Source organism: Pseudomonas sp. zfem002, from assembly GCF_032621685.1.
GTDB classification, from domain to species: Bacteria; Pseudomonadota; Gammaproteobacteria; order Pseudomonadales; family Pseudomonadaceae; genus Aquipseudomonas; species Aquipseudomonas japonica.
Genome location: NZ_JAVYJH010000002.1, coordinates 512,749 through 531,047 on the forward strand (window position 1 = coordinate 512,749; position 18,299 = coordinate 531,047).

Here is an 18,299-nt window from a genome sequence, read left to right on the forward strand (position 1 = left end):
AGACAGCAGCGCCATCAGGGACCGTTTCACGGTCCTTTCGCGGGCAAAGCCCGCTCCTACAGGCCTTTCAAGCAGGTATCAAGGCTGGAACAACACCTTCGCCACATCCGCGAAGCGCTTGGCGAAATGCACCGTCAGCCCCTGCTTCAGGTAATCCGGCAATTCGAGGAAGTCACCGCGGTTCGCCTCCGGCAGGATCAGTTCGAAGATCTTCTGCCGGCGCGCCGCAATCACCTTCTCGCGCACCCCGCCAATCGGCAGGACATGCCCGGTCAGGGTCATTTCCCCGGTCATCGCCACGCCTTTCTTCGGCACCTGGTCGCGGGCCAGGGACAGCAGGGCGCTGGCCATGGTGATACCGGCGCTGGGGCCGTCCTTCGGCGTCGCGCCTTCCGGCACGTGCAGGTGGACGAAGGCTTCGTTGAAGAAGGTCGGGTCGCCGCCGAACTGCTTGAGGTGCGAGCTGACGTAGCTGTAGGCGATCTCCGCGGACTCCTTCATCACATCACCCAGTTGCCCGGTGAGCTTGAAGCCGCGATTGAGCGTATGGATGCGCGTCGCTTCGATCGGCAGGGTGGCACCGCCCATGCTGGTCCAGGCCAGGCCGGTGATCACGCCCTTGCCGGCCAGCACCTGCTCGCTGCGGAACACCGGCATGCCCAGCGCCGCTTCGAGGTCCTTGGGCCCGATCTTGATGGTGGCATCCGGCTCGTCGAGCAGGCGCACCACGGCCTTGCGCACCAGTTTGCCCAGCTGCTTCTCCAGCTGGCGCACCCCGGACTCGCGGGCATAGCCCTCGATCACCGTGCGCAAAGCGGCGTCGCTGATGCTCAGGCTGGTCTTGGCCACCCCGGCTTTGTGCAACTGCTTGGGCCACAGATGGCGCTTGGCGATGGCCAGCTTTTCCTCGGTGATGTAGCCGGACAGGCGGATCACTTCCATACGGTCGAGCAGCGGCCCGGGAATCGAGTCGAGGGTGTTGGCGGTGCACACGAAGAGCACCTTGGACAGGTCCAGGCGCAGGTCGAGGTAATGGTCGAGGAAGTCGACGTTCTGCTCCGGATCCAGGGTCTCCAGCAGCGCCGAGGCGGGGTCGCCCTGGTAGCTCTGGCCCATCTTGTCGATCTCGTCGAGCATGATCACCGGGTTCATCACCTCGACATCCTTCAGCGCCTGCACCAGCTTGCCCGGCTGGGCGCCGATGTAGGTGCGGCGATGGCCCTTGATCTCGGCCTCGTCGCGCATGCCGCCGACGCTGAAGCGATAGAACGGCCGCCCCAGCGACTCGGCGATGGATTTGCCGATGCTGGTCTTGCCCACCCCGGGCGGTCCTACCAAAAGGACGATGGAACCGCTGATCTCGCCCTTGTAGGCGCCGACCGCGAGGAATTCGAGGATACGGTCCTTGACGTCTTCCAGCCCGGAATGGTGCTGGTCGAGGACCTTGCGTGCGTGCTGCAGGCTGAGCTTGTCGCTGCCGTACACGCCCCAGGGCAGGGCGCTGGCCCATTCCAGGTAGTTGCGGGTGACGGCGTATTCCGGCGAACCGGTCTCGAGGATCGCCAGCTTGCCCATTTCCTCGTCGATGCGTTTCTGCGCGGCGGCCGGCAGGGTCTTGCCCTCCAGGCGCTGCTTGAACTGTTCGAGGTCGGCGCTGCGGTCGTCCTTGGTCAGGCCCAGCTCCTGCTGGATGACCTTGAGCTGTTCCTTGAGGAAGAACTCGCGCTGGTGCTCGCCGATCTGCCGGTTGACCTCGGCGGAAATCTCGTTCTGCAGGCGCGCCACCTCGACTTCCTTGCGCAGCATCGGCAGGACTTTTTCCATGCGCTTGAGCATCGGCACGCAGTCCAGCACTTCCTGCAGCTGGTTGCCGGTGGCCGAGGTCAGCGCCGCGGCGAAGTCGGTGAGCGGCGACGGATCGTTGGGACTGAAGCGGTTGAGGTAGTTCTTCAGTTCTTCGCTGTACAGCGGGTTGAGCGGCAGCAGTTCCTTGATCGCGTTGATCAGGGCCATGCCGTAGGCCTTCACCTCGTCGGTGGGCTCGGCAGGCTGGTGCGGGTATTCGACTTCCACCAGGTACGGCGGGCGGTGGTGCTTGAGCCAGGTACGGATGCGCACCCGGGTCAGGCCCTGGGCGACGAACTGCAGCTTGCCGTTCTCGCGGCTGGCGTGGTGCACCTTGACCAGGGTGCCGTACAGCGGCAGGGCCGAGGTGTCGAAATGGCGATGGTCCTGCGCCGGCTCGTCCATGAAGAACAGGGCCAGGGTGTGGTGGTCGGTCTTGGCCACCAGGTCGAGGGTTTCCGCCCAGGGTTCTTCGTTGACGATCACCGGCAGCACCTGCGCCGGGAAGAACGGGCGGTTGTGGATCGGGATCACGTAGACCTTGTCCGGCAACTGCTGACCCGGCAGGGCCAGGTGGCGGCCGGTGGGGTCGGCATCGTCGAGATGCTCGACTTGCGCGTAGTCGTCGGGATGTTCCGGGAGATCCTGCTGGTCGCTCATGGGGCACCTGCGTAAATGACTATGGTGCTTAGATGGGGCGGTAGGAGGGTGGTTTCAATGCTTGACGGCTTTTGTCGGGTAGCCCTGTACGAAAACCGCGTTGATCCAGCGTAGTGCAAGGTCGCGGTGGATGATTGCCAAATGCTACTGTGGCCAACTCACCTGCACAGGAAGTCACCCATGCCTACGGCATTGAAACGTATCGATCACGAATTGCACGATTTCAGCAAGAACCCGCCGGAGAACTGCAGCGCCGGGCCGGTTGGCGACGACCTGTTCCACTGGCAGGCGACGATCATCGGGCCGCGTTATTCGCCGTACGAGGGGGGCGTGTTTTTCCTCGATGTGCAGTTTCCCGAGGACTACCCGTTCAAGGCGCCGACGGTGAAGTTCTTCACCCGGATCTATCACCCGAACATCGGTGAGGACGGCGAGATCGGCCTGGATATCCTGGGTGAGAACTGGTCGCCGGCGCTTACCTTGGCCAAGGTGTTGCTGAGCGTCACCTCGTTGTTGTCCGAGCCGGAGGGGCGGGAGGCGTTGCGGCCGCAGATCGGGACGGAATTCCAGCGCACCCGGGCGGAGTTCGAGAAGCGGGCGCGGGAGTGGACCGAGCGATACGCCAAGTAGGTTTCGGGACCGCTTTGCGGTCCTTCGCGGGCAAGCCACGCTCCTACGGGCCAAGGGGCCGCAAAGCGGCCCCCGGCTTACCTCAATTCGCCAGCTTGTAGGCGATGATGTAGTCGCCCATCTTGGTCCCCAGCGAGCCATGTCCCCCCGCGGTGACCAGCACGTACTGCTTGCCATCCTTGCCGGTGTAGGTCATCGGCGTCGCCTGGCCGCCGGCCGGCAGGCGCGATTTCCACAGTTCCTTGCCGGTGTTGACGTCATACGCGCGCAGGTACTGGTCCAGGGTGCCGCTGAGGAAGCCCAGGCCGCTGGCGGTGACGATCGAGCCACCCATGCTCGGCACGCCGATCGGCAGGCCGATGGGGATCGGCGAGCTGTCGCGGCTGGTGCCGTTCTTGTGTTTCCACACCACCTTGTTGCTCAGCAGGTCGATCCCGGCGACATAGCCCCAGGCCGGGGCCTGGCACGGTACGCCCAGCGGCGACATGAACGGGTGCATGATCACCGCGTACGGCGCGCCGGCATTCGGTTGCACGCCGCTGGTTTCGCTCTCGCGCTTGCTGCCTTCGGCCACGTCGGCCCGCGGCACCATCTTCGAGACGAAGGCCATGTAGTTGGGGCTGGTGAACAGCAGCTGGCGCACCGGGTCCACCGACACGCTGCCCCAGTTGAACACCCCGACGTTACCCGGATAGACCAGCGAACCCTGCACCGACGGCGGGGTGTACTGGCCTTCGTAGCGCAGCTGGCGGAACTGGATGCGGCAGAGCATCTGGTCGAACGGACTGGCGCCCCACATGGCCTGTTCGCTGAGGTCCGGGCCGAGCAGGTTGAGGTCGGAGCGGGCCTGGGTCGGCGCGGTATGGTCGCCTTCCACCGCGCCCTGTGGCGCCGGCACTTCGCGGATCGGCACGATGGCGCTGCCGTCGCGACGGTCGAGGACATACAGGCTGCCCTGCTTGGTCGGCGCGATCAGCGCCGGCTTGATGCCATCGGCGGTGCGCAGGTCGAGCAGGGTCGGCTGGCTGCCGACGTCCATGTCCCACAGGTCGTGGTGGGTGAACTGGTAGTTCCAGCGCACCTTGCCGCTGGCCAGGTCCAGGGCGACGATGCCGGCGCTGAACTTCTCCGCGCCCGGGGTGCGGTCGGCGCCCCACTGGTCCGGGGTCTGGTTGCCCAGGGGCAGGTAGACCATGCCGAGTTTCTCGTCGACGCTGGCCAGCGACCACATGTTCGCCGAGTTGCGGCTGTAGGTCTGGCCGGGCGCCAGCGGCTTGGTGTCGTCCGGTCGGTTGCTGTCCCAGTTCCACACCAGGCGGCCGTCGTGGACGTCATAGGCGCGGATCACGCCGGACGGTTCGTTGGTCGATTCGTTGTCGGTGACATGGCCGCCGATGATCACCAGGCTGCGGGTGATCGCCGCCGGCGAGGTGGAGTAGTAGCCACCGGCGGTGAACGGGCCGATGCCCTGGGTCAGGTCGATGGTGCCCTGGTTGGCGAAGCCTTCGCAGACCTTGCCGTTGTCGGCGTTGAGCACGATCAGGCGGGCATCGGCGGTAGGCAGGTAGAGACGCCGCGGGCAGCTGCGGGCCACGGCCTGGCCGGCTTCGGAGATCTTCGGCGCCGGGCTGCCGTCGGTATTGAGGTAGTTGTTCTCGTCGTAGTACGAGACACCGCGGCAGGTCATGTGGGCGAAGCCCTTGAAGCTGCCGACCGGGCTCTTGATCTGCGGGTCGAAGCGCCAGATTTCCGCACCGGTGTCCGGGTCCAGGGCCAGCACCCGGCTGTGCGCGGTGCAGGCGTAGAGCATGCCGTTGACTTTCAGCGGGGTGTTCTGGTTGGTCAGCTCCACCGGGTCGTCGGCGCTGGGCAGGTCGCCGGTGCGGATGCGCCAGGCTTCTTCGAGCTGGTAGATGTTGGTCGGGGTGATCTGCCGCAGCGGCGAATAGCGGTCGCCGAACTCGGTGCGGCCGTAGGCCTGCCAGTCGCCGTCGGGCATGTCCGGGGCGGTGTTGAACAGGGTCGTGGTGTCCCGGCCCAGCTCGCCCTTGATCTCGCCCGGATGGGTGAACTGGCTGCCGATGGCGCTGGCGCCGGACGCCACCACGGCAACGCCGAGGATCGCCAGGTTGACTCGCGCCGGCTGGCCGGCCAGGCCGCGCAGCGGGCGCCGGGCCCAGGGCAGCAGGAGGACCACGCCGAGGGCGAACCACAGCGACAGGCGCGGCACCAGTTGCCACCAATCCAGGCCCACTTCCCACAGCGCCCAGGCCGTGCTGCCGAGCAGGACCAGGCCGTACAGGCCCAGCGCATGTTTGCGCAGTGCCAGCAACAGCACACCGGACACGGCGAAACCGAAGCCTGCGATCAGGTAATACAGCGAGCCCCCCAGGTTCATCAGCTTGATGCCCCCGGCCACCAGGGCCATGCCCATCAGCAACAGCAGGACACCGAGCAGTCTCGGTAGCCAGCGGGTTCCTTCAGTGCGCATTGAATGTTCTCCATCAGGTTGAAAGCGTCAGGCCCGCGGGCCGGTTAAAAGTGGCTCTGGATCTTCAGGCCGCCGACCAGTGCGTCATCGACCCGGCCGACCCCGCCCGGATGGCGGATGTACTGCAGGTTCGGGCGCAGGGTGAGCCAGTCGGCCAGGTGGATGCCGTAGTACAGCTCGGCGCTGTACTCGGTGTCCTGGACCGGCAGGTAGGCGGGATCGTCGAAATCGCTGACACCGGCGGCGCGGTTGTGCGCTTCGGCGTTCTTGCGGTAGGCGGGATTGACGTGCACGCGGGCCAGGGCGAAACCGATATCGTCCTTGGCGCGAGCGTCGAACGGCCCCCTGTACACCACCCCTGCCTGAACATAGTTGTCGATGACATTGGTCTTCTTGTCGTGCAGCGTGGCATTGGCGAACACGCTCAGGCCACGGGAATGATCGCTGGCCAACGACGTCACCTGCTGCTGTGCCCCCAGCCAGAAACCGTGCTTGCCCGAACGGCTGCGGTAGTTCTGGCCGCTCAGTGCGGCGGACTGGTCGTTGTCGTCGCGGTAAACATCCTTGGTATTGGCATTACTGTAGTAGTAGCCCGCCCGATATTCCCCTTTCAGGCCTCTGATCTCCGGGCTCCACACCAGTTCAAGTGGAAACATCGCGCCTTGCGTGCCGCTGCCGCTGAGCTTGAAGCCGTTGTGCCGCTCGAGGTTCGACGGATTCTGCTCGAAGGCGCCGACCTGGGCGTACAGCTCGGGGCTCAGGTTGTAGCGCAGGCGCGCGGCCCACTGGCTGACCGGCCAGTTGTACCAGCTGTCGCCGACCCAGTTGCCGACCTGCGAGCCGCAGAAGGCCAGGTTCTGGAAGTCGCAGGGGAAGCTGTTGAAGTCCTCGCCTTCACCGAAGCGCCCGACCTTGAGGTCCAGCGCGCCGTCGAAATACCTCTGCTTGAGCCACATCTGCGTCAACCGCCAGGTCTGGCCGCGGCCCCAGACCTCCTGGGCCGAGGTGAAGCCGCCGACCCGCGGGTCGTTGATGTGGTCGTTGCTGATGTTGTTGCCATGGCGCTCGGTGACGGTGAGCTGGAACTCGCTGGCGTCCCAGCCGAGGATCTTCTCCAGGTCCAGATGGCTGCCGAAGGCGAACTGGTCGCTGTAGCGCGCAGTGCGGTCGTGATCATGCCCGCCGTGCAGGTTGCTGCCCATTTCGCCGGTGTAGTCGAGGTTGAAGGTGTAGCCGCGTTCGGCCAGTTCGCTGCGGCTGCCGTTCCAGTCGCCGAGCATCCACGGCGAGTCGGATTCGAACGGTGCCGCGCCGTGGGCGGCGGCAGTGAAGGCGCACAGCAGCGGCGCGGTGAAAGGGCGAAGGGCAGGGAAACGGGGCATGAGATAGCGCTATCTTTTGAAAGTATGAAAAAACGGCAAATGTCCCGGCGCGGGGGATCTCGCCAGGATGGGTTGGGTGGTTTGGGTAAGTGAAGCGTTTCAGCTTGTGGCGCGGAGGATACAGGGGGATGGCGGGGAGGGGAAGGTTGGGTGTGGTGAGGGTGTGTTGTCGGTTCGGTAACAATCGGTGCTCTTGAGGGCCTCATCGCGGGCAACGCCCGCTCCCCCAGGGACCGCATGCACCGCCGGACATTGTGGGAGCGGGCCGGGCGGCGTTCCGATTGCCCGCGATGGGTTCACCCGGATCAGAAGGTCGTGCGCAACCCGACCTCCACACTGCGCCCCGGCGCCGGGGTGATATCGCGCAGGATCGAACTGGCATAGCGCACGGTCTGGTCGGTCAGGTTCTCGCCGCGCACGAACGCCAGCCAGTCGCTCTCACCCACATTGAAGCGATAGCCAACGCTGGCCCCCAGGGTGGTGTAGCCATCAGTGCTGGTCTCGTTCGCCGGCTTGCGATGCTGCGATGCGGCGTGCTGCACGTCGATCCGTGCCTGCCAGCGGTCCAGGTTCCACAGCAGCCCGCTGTTCAGGCGCAGCGGGGCGATGCGTGGCAGGTCCTCGCCGCTGTCGAGGTTCTTCGCCCGGGTATAGTCGCCGGACAGTTCCAGGGCGAAGCTGCCATAGCGGTTTTCCAGCAGTTGCCAGCGGTCCTGGGCCTCGATGCCGTAGAAGCGCGCGCGCACCCCGCGGTACAGATACTCCGGTACGCCTTCGGCCGCATGCTCGTGATCGTGGTCATGCGCCTCGTCGTCATGGTCATGGTCGTGACCTTCGCGTACCTCGCCGCTGGCCAGCAGCCCGATGTAGTTGCGGAAGTGGCTGTAGAACACGCCGACGCTGCCCTTGTGGGTGCCGTTGTCGAAGCGCAGGGCCAGGTCGCTGGCGATGGCCTTTTCCTTGGCCAGGTTCGGGTCGCCGACTTCATAGCTGCCGGTGGCTACATGGGCGCCGTTGGCATACAGCTCGTAGAAGGTTGGCGCACGCTCGGTATAGCCGAGGCTGGCGGCCAGGGACCAGACCGGGGTCAGCTGATACAGCGCACCGGACGACAGGCTGGCGGCGGTGAAGCTGCTGGCGCGGTCGGCGTCGGCGAAGCGTTCGCTGCCCTGGCTGTCCGGGTCGACCCGGGTGTGCTCCAGGCGTCCGCCCAGGCTCAGGTTCAGGCGCTCGCTGGCTTGCCACTGCTCCAGCAGAAACAGGGCGAGGCTGTCGGTATCGGTCTGCGGTACGAAGGCTTCCTCGCCGAGGGCGGAGAATTCGTTGCGGCTGACCTGGGCGCCGATCACCCCTTCCAGCGGACCCAGCGGCTGGTGCCGGGCTTCGACGCGGGCTTCGTAGCCTTTGTTCTTGAAGGTGGTGTGGACTTCGCCTTGTTCCAGTTCGCGGTGCTCGTAGTCGGTGTAGCCAAGGTCGATCTTCAGCGAACTGAACGGCCCCTGCAGATCGCGGATCTCCGAGGCGAAGCCGTAGTGATCCTGCTCCATCGCCAGGCGCACGCCGGGTTCGGCCACGGAGCCGTAGTTGGCGTCGTAGCGGCTGTAGGAAACCCCCGTGTAGCCATGCTCCCAGGTGTAGGAGCCGCCAACGGCGCCGCCGTCCTGGCGCCCGTCGCTGTTCTCCAGGCGATGGCGGCGGCCGGGTGCGTCGGCATCGCGGACCTTCGCGCTCTGCGCGTAACCGGGAATGCGCAGGTCGTTGAACTGGCGGCTGTTGGCATCCAGATGCAGGGCGAAGGTGCCGTCGCCGGCCTCCAGCTTGCCGGCGCTGCTGCGGGTGGTGTCGGCACCGCCGTAGCGCAGCTCGCCGGCGCCATGGATGCCTTCGATGGCGGCAGTCGGGATGCGGTTGTCGAAGGTGTTGACCACGCCGCCGATGGCACTGCCGCCATAGAGCAGGGCGGCGGGGCCGCGGACGATTTCCACGCGCTCGACATTCACCGGATCCAGCGGTACGGCGTGGTCGTAGGACAGCGACGAAGCGTCCAGGGCGCCGACACCATTGCGCAGCAGACGGATGCGGTCGCCGTCCAGGCCGCGAATGATCGGCCGGCTGGCACCCGGGCCGAACCAGGTGGACGACACCCCGGGCTCACCGTTGAGGGTCTCGCCGAGGCTGCCTTTCTGCTCCAGCAGCAGCCGGTCGCCTTCGAGCACGCTGCTCGGGGTCGCCAATTGCGCGTTGCCCAGCGGGTTGGCGGTGATCACCTGGGGTTGCAGTTCCAGCGCCTGACTGGACGTCGAAGCGAGCCAGAGGGCGACGGCAAGGGGGGAAAGGGGGAGGGGCAGGTAACGCATGCAGGGTCCTTGGCAGAGGTCATGAATGGTTACACTATAACATTTCAATTGAATCAGAATGCAATCCTCCTCCGGCGCAGGCCGCCGACTAGACTGCTGACAGCATCTGGCCACTGGGCTAAGGTGCGCACCTTCGTTTGGCTGGAGACAGGCATGAGTGCCGCTGACAAGAACCCGCTGCATGGCGTGACCCTGGAACAGATCGTCACCGCGCTGGTGGCTCACTACCAATGGGACGGACTGGCGCAACGCATCGATATCCGCTGCTTCAAGAGCGATCCGAGCATCAAGTCGAGCCTGACCTTCCTGCGCAAGACGCCCTGGGCCCGGGAGAAGGTCGAGAGCCTGTACCTGAAGATGCTGCGTGACCTCAAACGCGGGCAGTAAGGCGATGACCCCGCGCAGCCTGACCGGCGCGGCGGCGGTGCTCGGCTGGTTCGCCCTGGCGGTGCAGATGTACCTGATTCTCCTGGCGCGCTGGCAGGACCAGGCCAGCCTGCTGGGCGGGCTGGTGAATTTCTTCGGTTTCTTCACCGTATTGAGCAATGTGCTGGTGGCCACGGTACTGACGCAGGCGGCCTTCGGTCGCGCCGCGTCGGCGTGGCGCTTGTGGCTGCTGCCGTGGGTCGCTTCCGGGGTGCTGGTAAGCATTCTGTTCGTGGCGATCGCCTACAGCCTGCTGCTCCGTCATCTCTGGCAACCCCAGGGCTGGCAATGGCTGGCGGACGCTCTGTTGCACGACGTGATGCCGGCGCTGTTCGCGCTCTACTGGTGGCGGCGGGTGGCGAAGGGAACGTTGCGGCTCAGGCACCTGCTGGCCTGGGTCCTGTATCCGCTGGGCTATTTCGGCTATGCGCTGCTGCGTGGCCACTGGGTCGGTTTCTACCCGTACCCGTTCATCGATGTGCCGACGCTGGGCTATGCGCGAGTGCTGGGCAATGCCCTGGTGATGCTGCTGGCGTTCATGCTGCTGGGCCTGGGCATCATCGGCCTCGATCGCTGGCAGGGCAGGCGCGTGGCGCGCCTGCCATAAGTCCCTGAGTCAGTCGTCGTCGTTCGGGTCGAGACGCCAGTAGGCAGCGGCCTTGATGCGATCGTCGGCGATGCCCTTGTGTTCCAGCAGCAGCGCCTTGGCCTTGCGGGTCAGGGCTTTTTCCAGCGCGACCCAGGCGTACAGATCGCCGGAGGGCAGGCTGAGGTCGGCCAGCACCTGCAGCAGGTCGTCGCGCTGGCGCTCGATCCAGATCACCTCGACATCGGCCTTGCTCGGCAGCGGCTGGCGCTCCTGTTCGTCCTCGATCTCGATCAGCGCCAGAACCTTGCGCCCGGCCGGCAGTTCCTCCAGACGCCGACCGATGGCCGGGATCGCGGTTTCGTCACCCACCAGCAGGTAGCTGTCGAAAATGTCCGGTACCACCAGCGAGCCGCGCGGCCCGGCGATGTTCAGCCGCTGGCCGGGTTCGGCCTGGGCCGCCCAGGTCGAGGCGGGGCCGTCGCCGTGGAGGACGAAGTCCAGGTCCAGTTCGTTGTTGACCAGGTCGATGCGCCGCGGGGTGTATTCGCGCATCGTCGGCTTGATGCCGTCGCGAGGCAGGTCGAGGGCGTCCATGGCCGCCTGTTCCTCGGCGTTGTTGGCGAACAGCAGTTTGACGTGGTCGTCGCTGCCGAGGCTGATGAAGCCTTGCAACTGCACGCCGCCGAGGGTGATGCGGCGCATGCGTGGGGTCAGCTCGGTCACCCGCAGCACGGTCAGCTGGCGGTGACGGATTTCGTGCATGACGCGGTGGATGGTGGTTTCGCTGGCTGTCATTCGGAGGGCTCCTGGGAAGGTTGATGTGCCGGGCCGGCAACGATGGCCTTGGCGGTGTCGTTGAGCAGTTTGCGCACCCGCTCGATTTCCTGTGGGTTCCAGCGCCCGCTGTGCATCTGCAGGGCGTGACGCAGGTTGTGCACGGCTTCGTGGATCTCCGGCGGACGGTCGTGACCGCGCAGCGAGCGCTTGCTCACTTCGATGCGGGTGCGTACGCCGTCGAGGGCCACCGCCTGTTCCTTGAGCGACGCGCGACCGGCGTCGGTGGCCTGGTAGCGCTTCTTGCTGCCGTGGGTTTCGCCGCTGATCAGTTCGCTTTCTTCGAGAAAGGTCAGGGTCGGGTAGATGACCCCGGGGCTGGGGCTGTAGCTGCCGTCGAACAGGGTTTCGATCTGGCGGATCAGGTCGTAGCCGTGGCACGGCTGTTCGGCCAGCATCGACAGCAGCAGCAGTTTCAGGTCGCCGGGGGCGAATACCCGGGGGCCGCGGTCGCCGCGTTCGCGACGGCGTTCGAAGCCCTCGGTGTCTCGGTGGCCATGGTGGCCGTGGTGGTGATCGCGCATGGGGTGTCTCCTTGGTTGCGTGCGATATGTCTTAAGATATTACTCAAGATATATCTTATTGCAACCCCGACCCCCAACGATCTCTCCCGTAGGAGCGCGGCTCGCCCGCGAAAGGACCGCAGAGCGGTCCCTCAGTCCGACCAGTTTCTGATTGGCTATGGGACCGCTCTGCGGTCCTTTCGCGGGCGAGCCGCGCTCCTACGGGGAGGTGCCAGCAGCGGGTTCAGTGCGCCTGGGTCACGCTCGACCCCGGCTCCGCCATCAGCGGCACCGCGCATTGGGTGTTGCCACCCGGCTTGAGATACGGCAGCAGGATCGGCGCCATGCCCTTGAGCACCTGCACCGGCAGCGCCGAGGTGAATTTGAACGACTCCGCCGCGCGCCCCGGGACGAAGGCGGTGAGGGTGCCGAAGTGGTTGTCGCCCAGGAAGAACACGAAGGTCGCGGTGCGGTTCAGCGAGCGCGAGCCGATCAGCCGGCCACCGGCACCGAAACTTTCGATACGGTTGTCACCGGTCCCGGTCTTGCCGCCCATGGTCAGCACCGTGCCATCGTCGAGCTTGAAGGTACCGGCCACGCGCCGCGCGGTACCGGCATCCACCACTTGCGACAGGGCGCCGCGCAGGGCCCGGGCGACTTCCACCGAGAGCACCCGCTCGCCACGGTCCGGATCACCGGCCAGGCTCACTTCATAAGGCGTGCCGGCTGCGAAGTGCAGGGTGTCGATACGCAGCACCGGCAGGCGCACGCCGTCGTTCTGGATGATCCCGATCAGCTCGGCGAGGGCCGCCGGACGGTCGCCGGAGCTGCCGATGGCGGTGGCCAGCGACGGCACCAGGTGATCGAAGGGATAGCCGACGCGCTTCCAGCGCTGGTGGATATCGAGGAAGGCCTCGACCTCGACCAGGGTGCGAATCCGGCTGTCGCGGGCGCCCTGGTGCTTGCTCTTGAACAGCCAGCCATACACCTCCTGGCGCTCGAAATGACTGGCCAGCACCGCTTCCTGGAAGCTCGCGCTGGGGTGCTTGAGCAGGTAGCCGAGCAGCCACAGGTCCAGCGGGTGGGCCTTGGCGATGAAGCCCTGGTCGGGCAGGTCGTATTTGCCCGGGCCATAGGCGTAGTACAGGGTGTCCAGGCGCTCTTCGCTGAGCGGGTCCTTCTTGCCGCTGACAGGCTTGCTCACCAGGCCCTCTTTTTTCATGTGGGCCCGCACGAAGGCGTTGAAGGTGGCCTGGTCGGCCTCGGGGAACAGGTAGCGATGCACCGCCGCCAGGCGGATCGGCGTGACGCGCATGCCGTCGAGGAAGGTGTCGAGGCGTTCCTGGGAGGTCTTGCGCTGATACTTCTTCCAGAACCGGCGCAGGTAGTCGGTGCCTTCGCGATCGGCGAAGCGTGCCAGGTATTCCTGACGGCGCGGCTCGGCATCGTCGCGCAGCAGCGCCGCGCTGTTGCCTGGCGCCTGGTAGGTGCTGTAGCGCACCAGGTCGCGCATCAGGCGGATGAAGGGCAGGTTGATCGACTCGCGCAGGGAGTCCTTGAGCGTCGGGATGCGGCCGTTGTCTTCCTTGCGGAAGTTGTTGAACACATGCAGGCCGCCGCCGGTGAAGAAGGCTTCGCCGGGGCTGGCGGAATACTTGCGCTCCAGCGCCGCGTCGAGCATGGCGTTGATATCGCGGTCCTTGTTCTGGATCAGCCAGTCGATGGACCAGCGGGTGATGAAATCGAGTTCGGCCACCTCGACCTTCTTCAGCTCAGGCACCGTCATCTTGCCGTAGCGGTCATGCAGCTCGGAGATGATTTCCAGGTAGCTGGTCAGCACCCGCAGCTTGGCGGTGGAGCCCAGTTCCAGCTTGCTGCCTTCGTTGATGTCGAACGGCTGGTCGGTGCTGTCGGTCTGCACCCGTACCCGCGAGCCGTCGGCGGTACGTTCCATCAGGGTGAAGCTGTAGCGCACCTGCGTGGTGCTGGTGGGGGTCAGCAGGCGTTCGCCGAACAGGCCCATCTTGGCGGCGAACTCAGGGTTGGCGAGGTTCTTCAGGTACTCGCTGATCTGGTTCTGCAGGCCCGACTGCAAGGTGCTGGTGGCTGACAGGTCGAGACGGTCGAGGTCGTACAGCGGCCGCGCGAGCATGTTCGACAGGCGGCTGCGGGCAACGCTGATGCCCTTGTTGGTGACGATCGGCACGATGGTCGGCTGCGCCACCCAGTCGCGGTAGATCGCCTTGCTGGCCAGGGCGGCGTCGGCCAGCGGCTGGTCGATGATGGCGTTGGCGGCGAGCAGGCGGATATGGCTGTCGGTCAGGGTCGCCAACTCGTTGCGCCCCTTGGCCAGGAAATGCGAGGGGCGCCGCTGGGCGATCATCAGCGAGAGTACCTGGCGCAGGGCCAGGCCGCGTGCGGCGAGGCTCTGCGCATCGCTGGCGTTCGATGCCAAGAGGCGGTTGACCTCGGCGAAATCGGCGCCGTACCAGACGCGCAGGCCTTCGGCCATGCCGTGTACTTCGCCATGCCCGGGGACCGCCGACAGCGGCACGCTGTTGAGGTAGTCGCGGACGATGCGCTGGCGCGCGTCGAGGGTCTGCGGGCCGTCCTGATAGGCGCGCACGCTGGCGGAAATCATCTGGCGGATCTTCTCCGCGCCGGACACGGTCAGACCGTCAGGCGAGTGGCGGTACTTTTCCAGCTGGGTCGCCAGGGTGCTGCCACCGGCGGACTGGCCGGGCAGGGCCAGGTACTTGGCGACCTGGGTGTAGGCGGCCTTGGCGAACCGTGGCCAGTCCACCGCCGGGTTGGCGTTGGGGTCGTTGGGGTCGAGCAGGTCGCGGTTCTCGATGAACAGCAGGCTGTGCACGATCACCGGCGGAATCGAGGTGAAGTCCGGATACAGGTGTTGCGGATACTGGTACTGGTAGAGCACATCGCCCTTGCAGTCGGTGATGCTCAGGCCGCTCTGGATCTTCTCGGTATAGGGTACGAAAAAGCCGTGATCGACGTAGTTCATCAGTGCAGGCGAGAAGCGCGTCTGCTGGACTATCACGTAGTCCCGCTTCAGCAGACGTGGAATGAATTCTCCCAGCGAGCTGTAGCCCAGGCGCTTGTCGAACGGCCCTTCGCCGGGATAGACCATGGCGTCGGTCGGGCCCTTGTCCAGGGAGTAGGTGAGGGTCCTGGCGAACTTGCTGAATTCGCGGGACTGCACGGCCGAGGTCTGCATCTCCTTGCTCGCGGCATAGGCGATCAGGGCCAGGGTGGCGAGCACGATCAGCAGGATCAGCCACCACAGGTAGCGCAGCGGGGAACGGCGGCGGGGCGATGACGGCGACGGTTGTTCCGTTGGCTCAGGGGCCAGATTTTTGTCGTGATCCGAGTGCCACTGTGCGCCCATAGTCTTAAGCCTGATTTCGTTATTTCTCTTGCATTGTCTGAAGCTTAGACGCTGGCCGGGCATGGTGAAAAAATTGTTGAGACCTGCCAGCTATTTCATAAAACCATGTGCGAAAAGCACTCATTTGCCCGTTTTTTTCTGTCCGCCCCGTTTTACCGCCTACGCCACGCCAGCCGTGGTTTTCTGGGAAATGCCACTCCGTAAAGGGCATTTCTGCCGAGACTTATCGCCAAATATCACTGCTTTTATAGTGGAAAGCCCTGCTTATGCCTCCCTATACTGCACGCCCTTCGCTCTGCTGGCACCTTGACTGCCCGCGGACGGTTTCACCCACAAGGTCGAAGCCGGCGAGGCGCCGCGTCCTGCCTATCGGCGATGCGCGCGTCTGCACGATTGCTCATATCCAATAACAAGATGAGGTTGTATCTCATGCCAGTCGGCAATCCCTCCACTCACGACGGGACCGTTCAGGGCGGCCCGCTGAAACGTGAACTCGGCGAACGGCACATTCGTCTCATGGCCCTTGGTGCCTGTATCGGCGTCGGTCTGTTCCTCGGTTCGGCCAAGGCCATCGAAATGGCCGGTCCGGCCATCATGCTCTCCTACATCATTGGCGGCCTGGCGATCCTGGTGATCATGCGCGCCCTTGGCGAAATGGCCGTGCACAACCCGGTGGCCGGTTCCTTCAGCCGCTATGCCCAGGACTACCTCGGCCCGCTGGCGGGCTTCCTCACCGGCTGGAACTACTGGTTCCTGTGGCTGGTGACCTGTGTCGCCGAGATCACCGCGGTGGCCATCTACATGGGTATCTGGTTCCCCGACGTACCGCGCTGGATCTGGGCCCTGGCCGCCCTGGGCAGCATGGGCGCGGTCAACCTGATCGCGGTCAAGGCCTTCGGTGAATTCGAGTTCTGGTTCGCCCTGATCAAGATCGTCACCATCATTGCCATGGTCATCGGCGGCGTTGGCGTGATCGCCTTCGGCTTCGGCAACGACGGGGTCGCGGTGGGGATTTCCAACCTGTGGAGCAACGGCGGCTTCATGCCCAATGGCGTGACCGGTGTGCTGATGTCGCTGCAGATGGTGATGTTCGCCTACCTCGGCGTGGAGATGATCGGCCTCACCGCCGGTGAAGCGCGCAACCCGCAGAAGACCATCCCGCACGCCATCGGCTCGGTGTTCTGGCGCATTCTGCTGTTCTATGTCGGTGCGCTGTTCGTGATCCTCTCGATCTATCCGTGGAACGGCATCGGCAGCGCTGGCAGCCCGTTCGTCATGACCTTCGAACGCCTGGGCATCAAGACCGCCGCCGGCATCATCAACTTCGTGGTCATCACCGCCGCGCTGTCGTCGTGCAACGGCGGCATCTTCAGCACCGGGCGCATGCTCTACAGCCTGGCGCAGAACCGCCAGGCCCCGGCAGTGTTCGCGCGTACCGCGAGCAACGGCGTACCGCGCAATGCCCTGCTGCTGTCGATCGGTGCGTTGCTGCTGGGCGTGCTGGCCAACTACCTGGTGCCGGAGAAAGTGTTCGTCTGGGTGACGTCGATCGCCACCTTCGGCGCGATCTGGACCTGGGCCATGATCCTGCTGGCGCAACTGAAGTTCCGCGCCGGTCTGAGCACTGCCGAGCGCGACCGCCTGCAGTTCCGCATGTGGCTGTGGCCGCTGAGCTCGTACCTGGCGCTGGCTTTCCTGATCCTGGTGGTGGGTTTGATGGCGTACTTCGAGGACACCCGCGTGGCCCTGTATGTCGGTCCGGCGTTCCTGGTGCTGCTGACGGCCCTGTACTACGGGTTGAAGCTGGCGCCGAAAGGGGACGAGGCTGGAGTGGTACGAACCGCGTCCTGACCTCGCGACTCACCGACTTGTAGGAGCTGGCTTGCCTGCGAAAGGACCGCATAGCGGTCCCAGATTTCATTGCGCTCTGGGACCGCTATGCGGTCCTTTCGCAGGCAAGCCAGCTCCTACAAGGATTTGGGTAGCTCTACACGGTCTGTACCGCCACCACCCGATTCAACCGCCTGTTCCAGTCCAGCCAAACCGCCAGCCCCATCATCAGGCCCATCCCCGCCAGTGCCGTCAGCACCTGTACGGCCCAGTGATCGTCGCTCAGCGCATTGGCCATGTCCGCCAGCGGCGCCAGCAGCACCCCGAAGCAGAACACCTCCAGCGAGTAGCGCCCCATGCGGCAGCTTTGTCGCGCCAGCCAGCTTTCCACCCACGGACCGCTCGGCAGCAAACGCGCCGTGCAGTAGGCCAGGGCGAGGAAATGCAGCAAGCGCGCCGGCGACAGGTTGGTCTTGCTGATCGGGTACAGCCACTCGGCCAGCAGCTTCGGCATCAGCGCGTCATGCACCTGCGGCCAGCGCCAGGACAGGGCGATCGCCGCGCACACCAGCAGATACCCCGCCGCGACCATGAACAACGGCTGCCGCCACACCGGTCGCAGTTCCGGCACCTGCTCGCGTTGGGCATGGATCGCCACCGCGCCACCGAGGATGAACAGCAGCTGCCAGGCCAGCGGATTGAAGAACCACACCCCGCCTTCCTGCGCCGCCAGGTTCCACTGGAACATCGGCGCCATCAGGTACAGCGCCGCGGAAAACCCCACCACGTACTCGGCCCGGCGCAACAGCAGCGGCAGCACCAGCGGCAGGCCGAGCAGCAGGAGGATGTACAGCGGCAAGGGGTCCATCAGGTTGGGCTTGAAGCGCAGGAGCAATTCGTCCACCAGCGCCTGCTGCGGGTTGCCGAGGAAATAGTAGAGGCCCATGTCCTCGATCATGTCGCGGGTTTCCACATGGTTGTTGGCGACGAAGACAATGCCCATCAGCAACACCAGCAGGAAAATGTGCACCACGTACAGCACCCAGGCGCGGCGCAGGATGCGCACGCAGGCCACCACCCAGCCATCGCGCAGCGCCACCTTGCCGTAGGCCAGCACCGCGGCGTAGCCGGCGAGGAAGACGAAGATCTCCGCGGCATCGCTGAAGCCGACATTGCGCACGGTGAGGTTGGCCAGCGGGTTGCCGGGAATGTGGTCCCAGAAGATGAAGACCAGCGCCAGGCCACGGAAGAAGTCGATTCGATGGTCGCGGGCGTTGGTCATGATCGGCGCTCTTGCACAGGTGTGTTTCAGTAGAGGATCGGGATCGGCGCCTGGCGGTTCCACA

At 65.2% G+C, this 18,299-nt stretch carries 12 protein-coding genes; 4 read left to right on the plus strand and 8 right to left on the minus strand.

Annotated elements, in window-relative coordinates; genetic code table 11:
• Positions 1-78 precede the first annotated feature (78 nt).
• Positions 79-2,505 carry an endopeptidase La gene (gene lon, locus RTI28_RS05685; protein ID WP_316919525.1) on the minus strand — a complete coding sequence of 809 codons (2,427 nt, stop codon included), beginning with the start codon at positions 2,503-2,505 and terminating at the stop codon, positions 79-81.
• 180 nt (positions 2,506-2,685) lie between these two features.
• Between lon and RTI28_RS05690 the strand changes: the two genes are divergently transcribed.
• Positions 2,686-3,135 carry a ubiquitin-conjugating enzyme E2 gene (locus RTI28_RS05690; RefSeq protein WP_316919526.1) on the plus strand — a complete coding sequence of 150 codons (450 nt, stop codon included), beginning with the start codon at positions 2,686-2,688 and terminating at the stop codon, positions 3,133-3,135.
• An 82-nt stretch (positions 3,136-3,217) separates the two neighbouring features.
• On the opposite strand, the gene RTI28_RS05695 is transcribed toward RTI28_RS05690, so the two are convergent.
• From RTI28_RS05695 to RTI28_RS05705, 3 genes are all read right to left on the minus strand, one after another.
• Complete coding sequence (locus tag RTI28_RS05695; protein WP_316919527.1) at positions 3,218-5,626, minus strand: glucose/quinate/shikimate family membrane-bound PQQ-dependent dehydrogenase; 2,409 nt, start codon at positions 5,624-5,626, stop codon at positions 3,218-3,220.
• Between the two features lie 44 nt (positions 5,627-5,670).
• Positions 5,671-7,008: a carbohydrate porin gene (locus RTI28_RS05700; protein ID WP_316919528.1), complete on the minus strand. Its 1,338-nt coding sequence runs from the start codon at positions 7,006-7,008 to the stop codon at positions 5,671-5,673.
• A gap of 305 nt (positions 7,009-7,313) precedes the next feature.
• Complete coding sequence (locus RTI28_RS05705) at positions 7,314-9,365, minus strand: TonB-dependent receptor (protein ID WP_316919529.1); 2,052 nt, start codon at positions 9,363-9,365, stop codon at positions 7,314-7,316.
• Positions 9,366-9,518: 153 nt separating this feature from the next.
• On the opposite strand from RTI28_RS05705, the gene RTI28_RS05710 reads away from it, so the two are divergent.
• Positions 9,519-9,752 (plus strand): VF530 family DNA-binding protein, encoded by a 234-nt coding sequence (locus RTI28_RS05710; RefSeq protein WP_042122684.1) that lies wholly within the window; start codon positions 9,519-9,521, stop codon positions 9,750-9,752.
• Between the two features lie 4 nt (positions 9,753-9,756).
• Positions 9,757-10,398, plus strand: coding sequence for a Pr6Pr family membrane protein (locus RTI28_RS05715; protein ID WP_316919530.1), 642 nt, complete (start codon positions 9,757-9,759; stop codon positions 10,396-10,398).
• Positions 10,399-10,407: 9 nt separating this feature from the next.
• Here RTI28_RS05715 and RTI28_RS05720 read toward each other — a convergent pair whose 3' ends face one another.
• From RTI28_RS05720 to RTI28_RS05730, 3 genes are all read right to left on the minus strand, one after another.
• Positions 10,408-11,175, minus strand: a complete 768-nt coding sequence (locus tag RTI28_RS05720) for a siderophore-interacting protein (RefSeq protein WP_316919531.1) — start codon at positions 11,173-11,175, stop codon at positions 10,408-10,410.
• Entirely contained in the window at positions 11,172-11,738 is a 567-nt protein-coding gene (locus RTI28_RS05725) for a PadR family transcriptional regulator (RefSeq protein WP_316919532.1), read from the minus strand. Before RTI28_RS05725 ends, RTI28_RS05720 begins: the two co-directional genes overlap by 4 nt.
• A gap of 223 nt (positions 11,739-11,961) precedes the next feature.
• Positions 11,962-15,123, minus strand: a complete 3,162-nt coding sequence (locus RTI28_RS05730) for a transglycosylase domain-containing protein (protein WP_316919533.1) — start codon at positions 15,121-15,123, stop codon at positions 11,962-11,964.
• Between the two features lie 429 nt (positions 15,124-15,552).
• On the opposite strand from RTI28_RS05730, the gene RTI28_RS05735 reads away from it, so the two are divergent.
• Positions 15,553-16,974 carry an amino acid permease gene (locus tag RTI28_RS05735; protein WP_316919534.1) on the plus strand — a complete coding sequence of 474 codons (1,422 nt, stop codon included), beginning with the start codon at positions 15,553-15,555 and terminating at the stop codon, positions 16,972-16,974.
• A gap of 136 nt (positions 16,975-17,110) precedes the next feature.
• On the opposite strand, the gene RTI28_RS05740 is transcribed toward RTI28_RS05735, so the two are convergent.
• Positions 17,111-18,235, minus strand: a complete 1,125-nt coding sequence (locus RTI28_RS05740) for an OpgC domain-containing protein (RefSeq protein WP_316919535.1) — start codon at positions 18,233-18,235, stop codon at positions 17,111-17,113.
• Between the last annotated feature and the right edge of the window lie 64 nt (positions 18,236-18,299).

What these genes read in the sequence shown, in the direction of transcription:
- lon (WP_316919525.1), bottom strand. Translation starts at nt 2,505, where the DNA reads ATGAGCGACCAGCAGGATCTCCCGGAACATCCCGACGACTACGCGCAA.
- RTI28_RS05690 (WP_316919526.1), top strand. Translation starts at nt 2,686, where the DNA reads ATGCCTACGGCATTGAAACGTATCGATCACGAATTGCACGATTTCAGC.
- RTI28_RS05695 (WP_316919527.1), bottom strand. Translation starts at nt 5,626, where the DNA reads ATGCGCACTGAAGGAACCCGCTGGCTACCGAGACTGCTCGGTGTCCTG.
- RTI28_RS05700 (WP_316919528.1), bottom strand. Translation starts at nt 7,008, where the DNA reads ATGCCCCGTTTCCCTGCCCTTCGCCCTTTCACCGCGCCGCTGCTGTGC.
- RTI28_RS05705 (WP_316919529.1), bottom strand. Translation starts at nt 9,365, where the DNA reads ATGCGTTACCTGCCCCTCCCCCTTTCCCCCCTTGCCGTCGCCCTCTGG.
- RTI28_RS05710 (WP_042122684.1), top strand. Translation starts at nt 9,519, where the DNA reads ATGAGTGCCGCTGACAAGAACCCGCTGCATGGCGTGACCCTGGAACAG.
- RTI28_RS05715 (WP_316919530.1), top strand. Translation starts at nt 9,757, where the DNA reads ATGACCCCGCGCAGCCTGACCGGCGCGGCGGCGGTGCTCGGCTGGTTC.
- RTI28_RS05720 (WP_316919531.1), bottom strand. Translation starts at nt 11,175, where the DNA reads ATGACAGCCAGCGAAACCACCATCCACCGCGTCATGCACGAAATCCGT.
- RTI28_RS05725 (WP_316919532.1), bottom strand. Translation starts at nt 11,738, where the DNA reads ATGCGCGATCACCACCACGGCCACCATGGCCACCGAGACACCGAGGGC.
- RTI28_RS05730 (WP_316919533.1), bottom strand. Translation starts at nt 15,123, where the DNA reads ATGGGCGCACAGTGGCACTCGGATCACGACAAAAATCTGGCCCCTGAG.
- RTI28_RS05735 (WP_316919534.1), top strand. Translation starts at nt 15,553, where the DNA reads ATGCCAGTCGGCAATCCCTCCACTCACGACGGGACCGTTCAGGGCGGC.
- RTI28_RS05740 (WP_316919535.1), bottom strand. Translation starts at nt 18,235, where the DNA reads ATGACCAACGCCCGCGACCATCGAATCGACTTCTTCCGTGGCCTGGCG.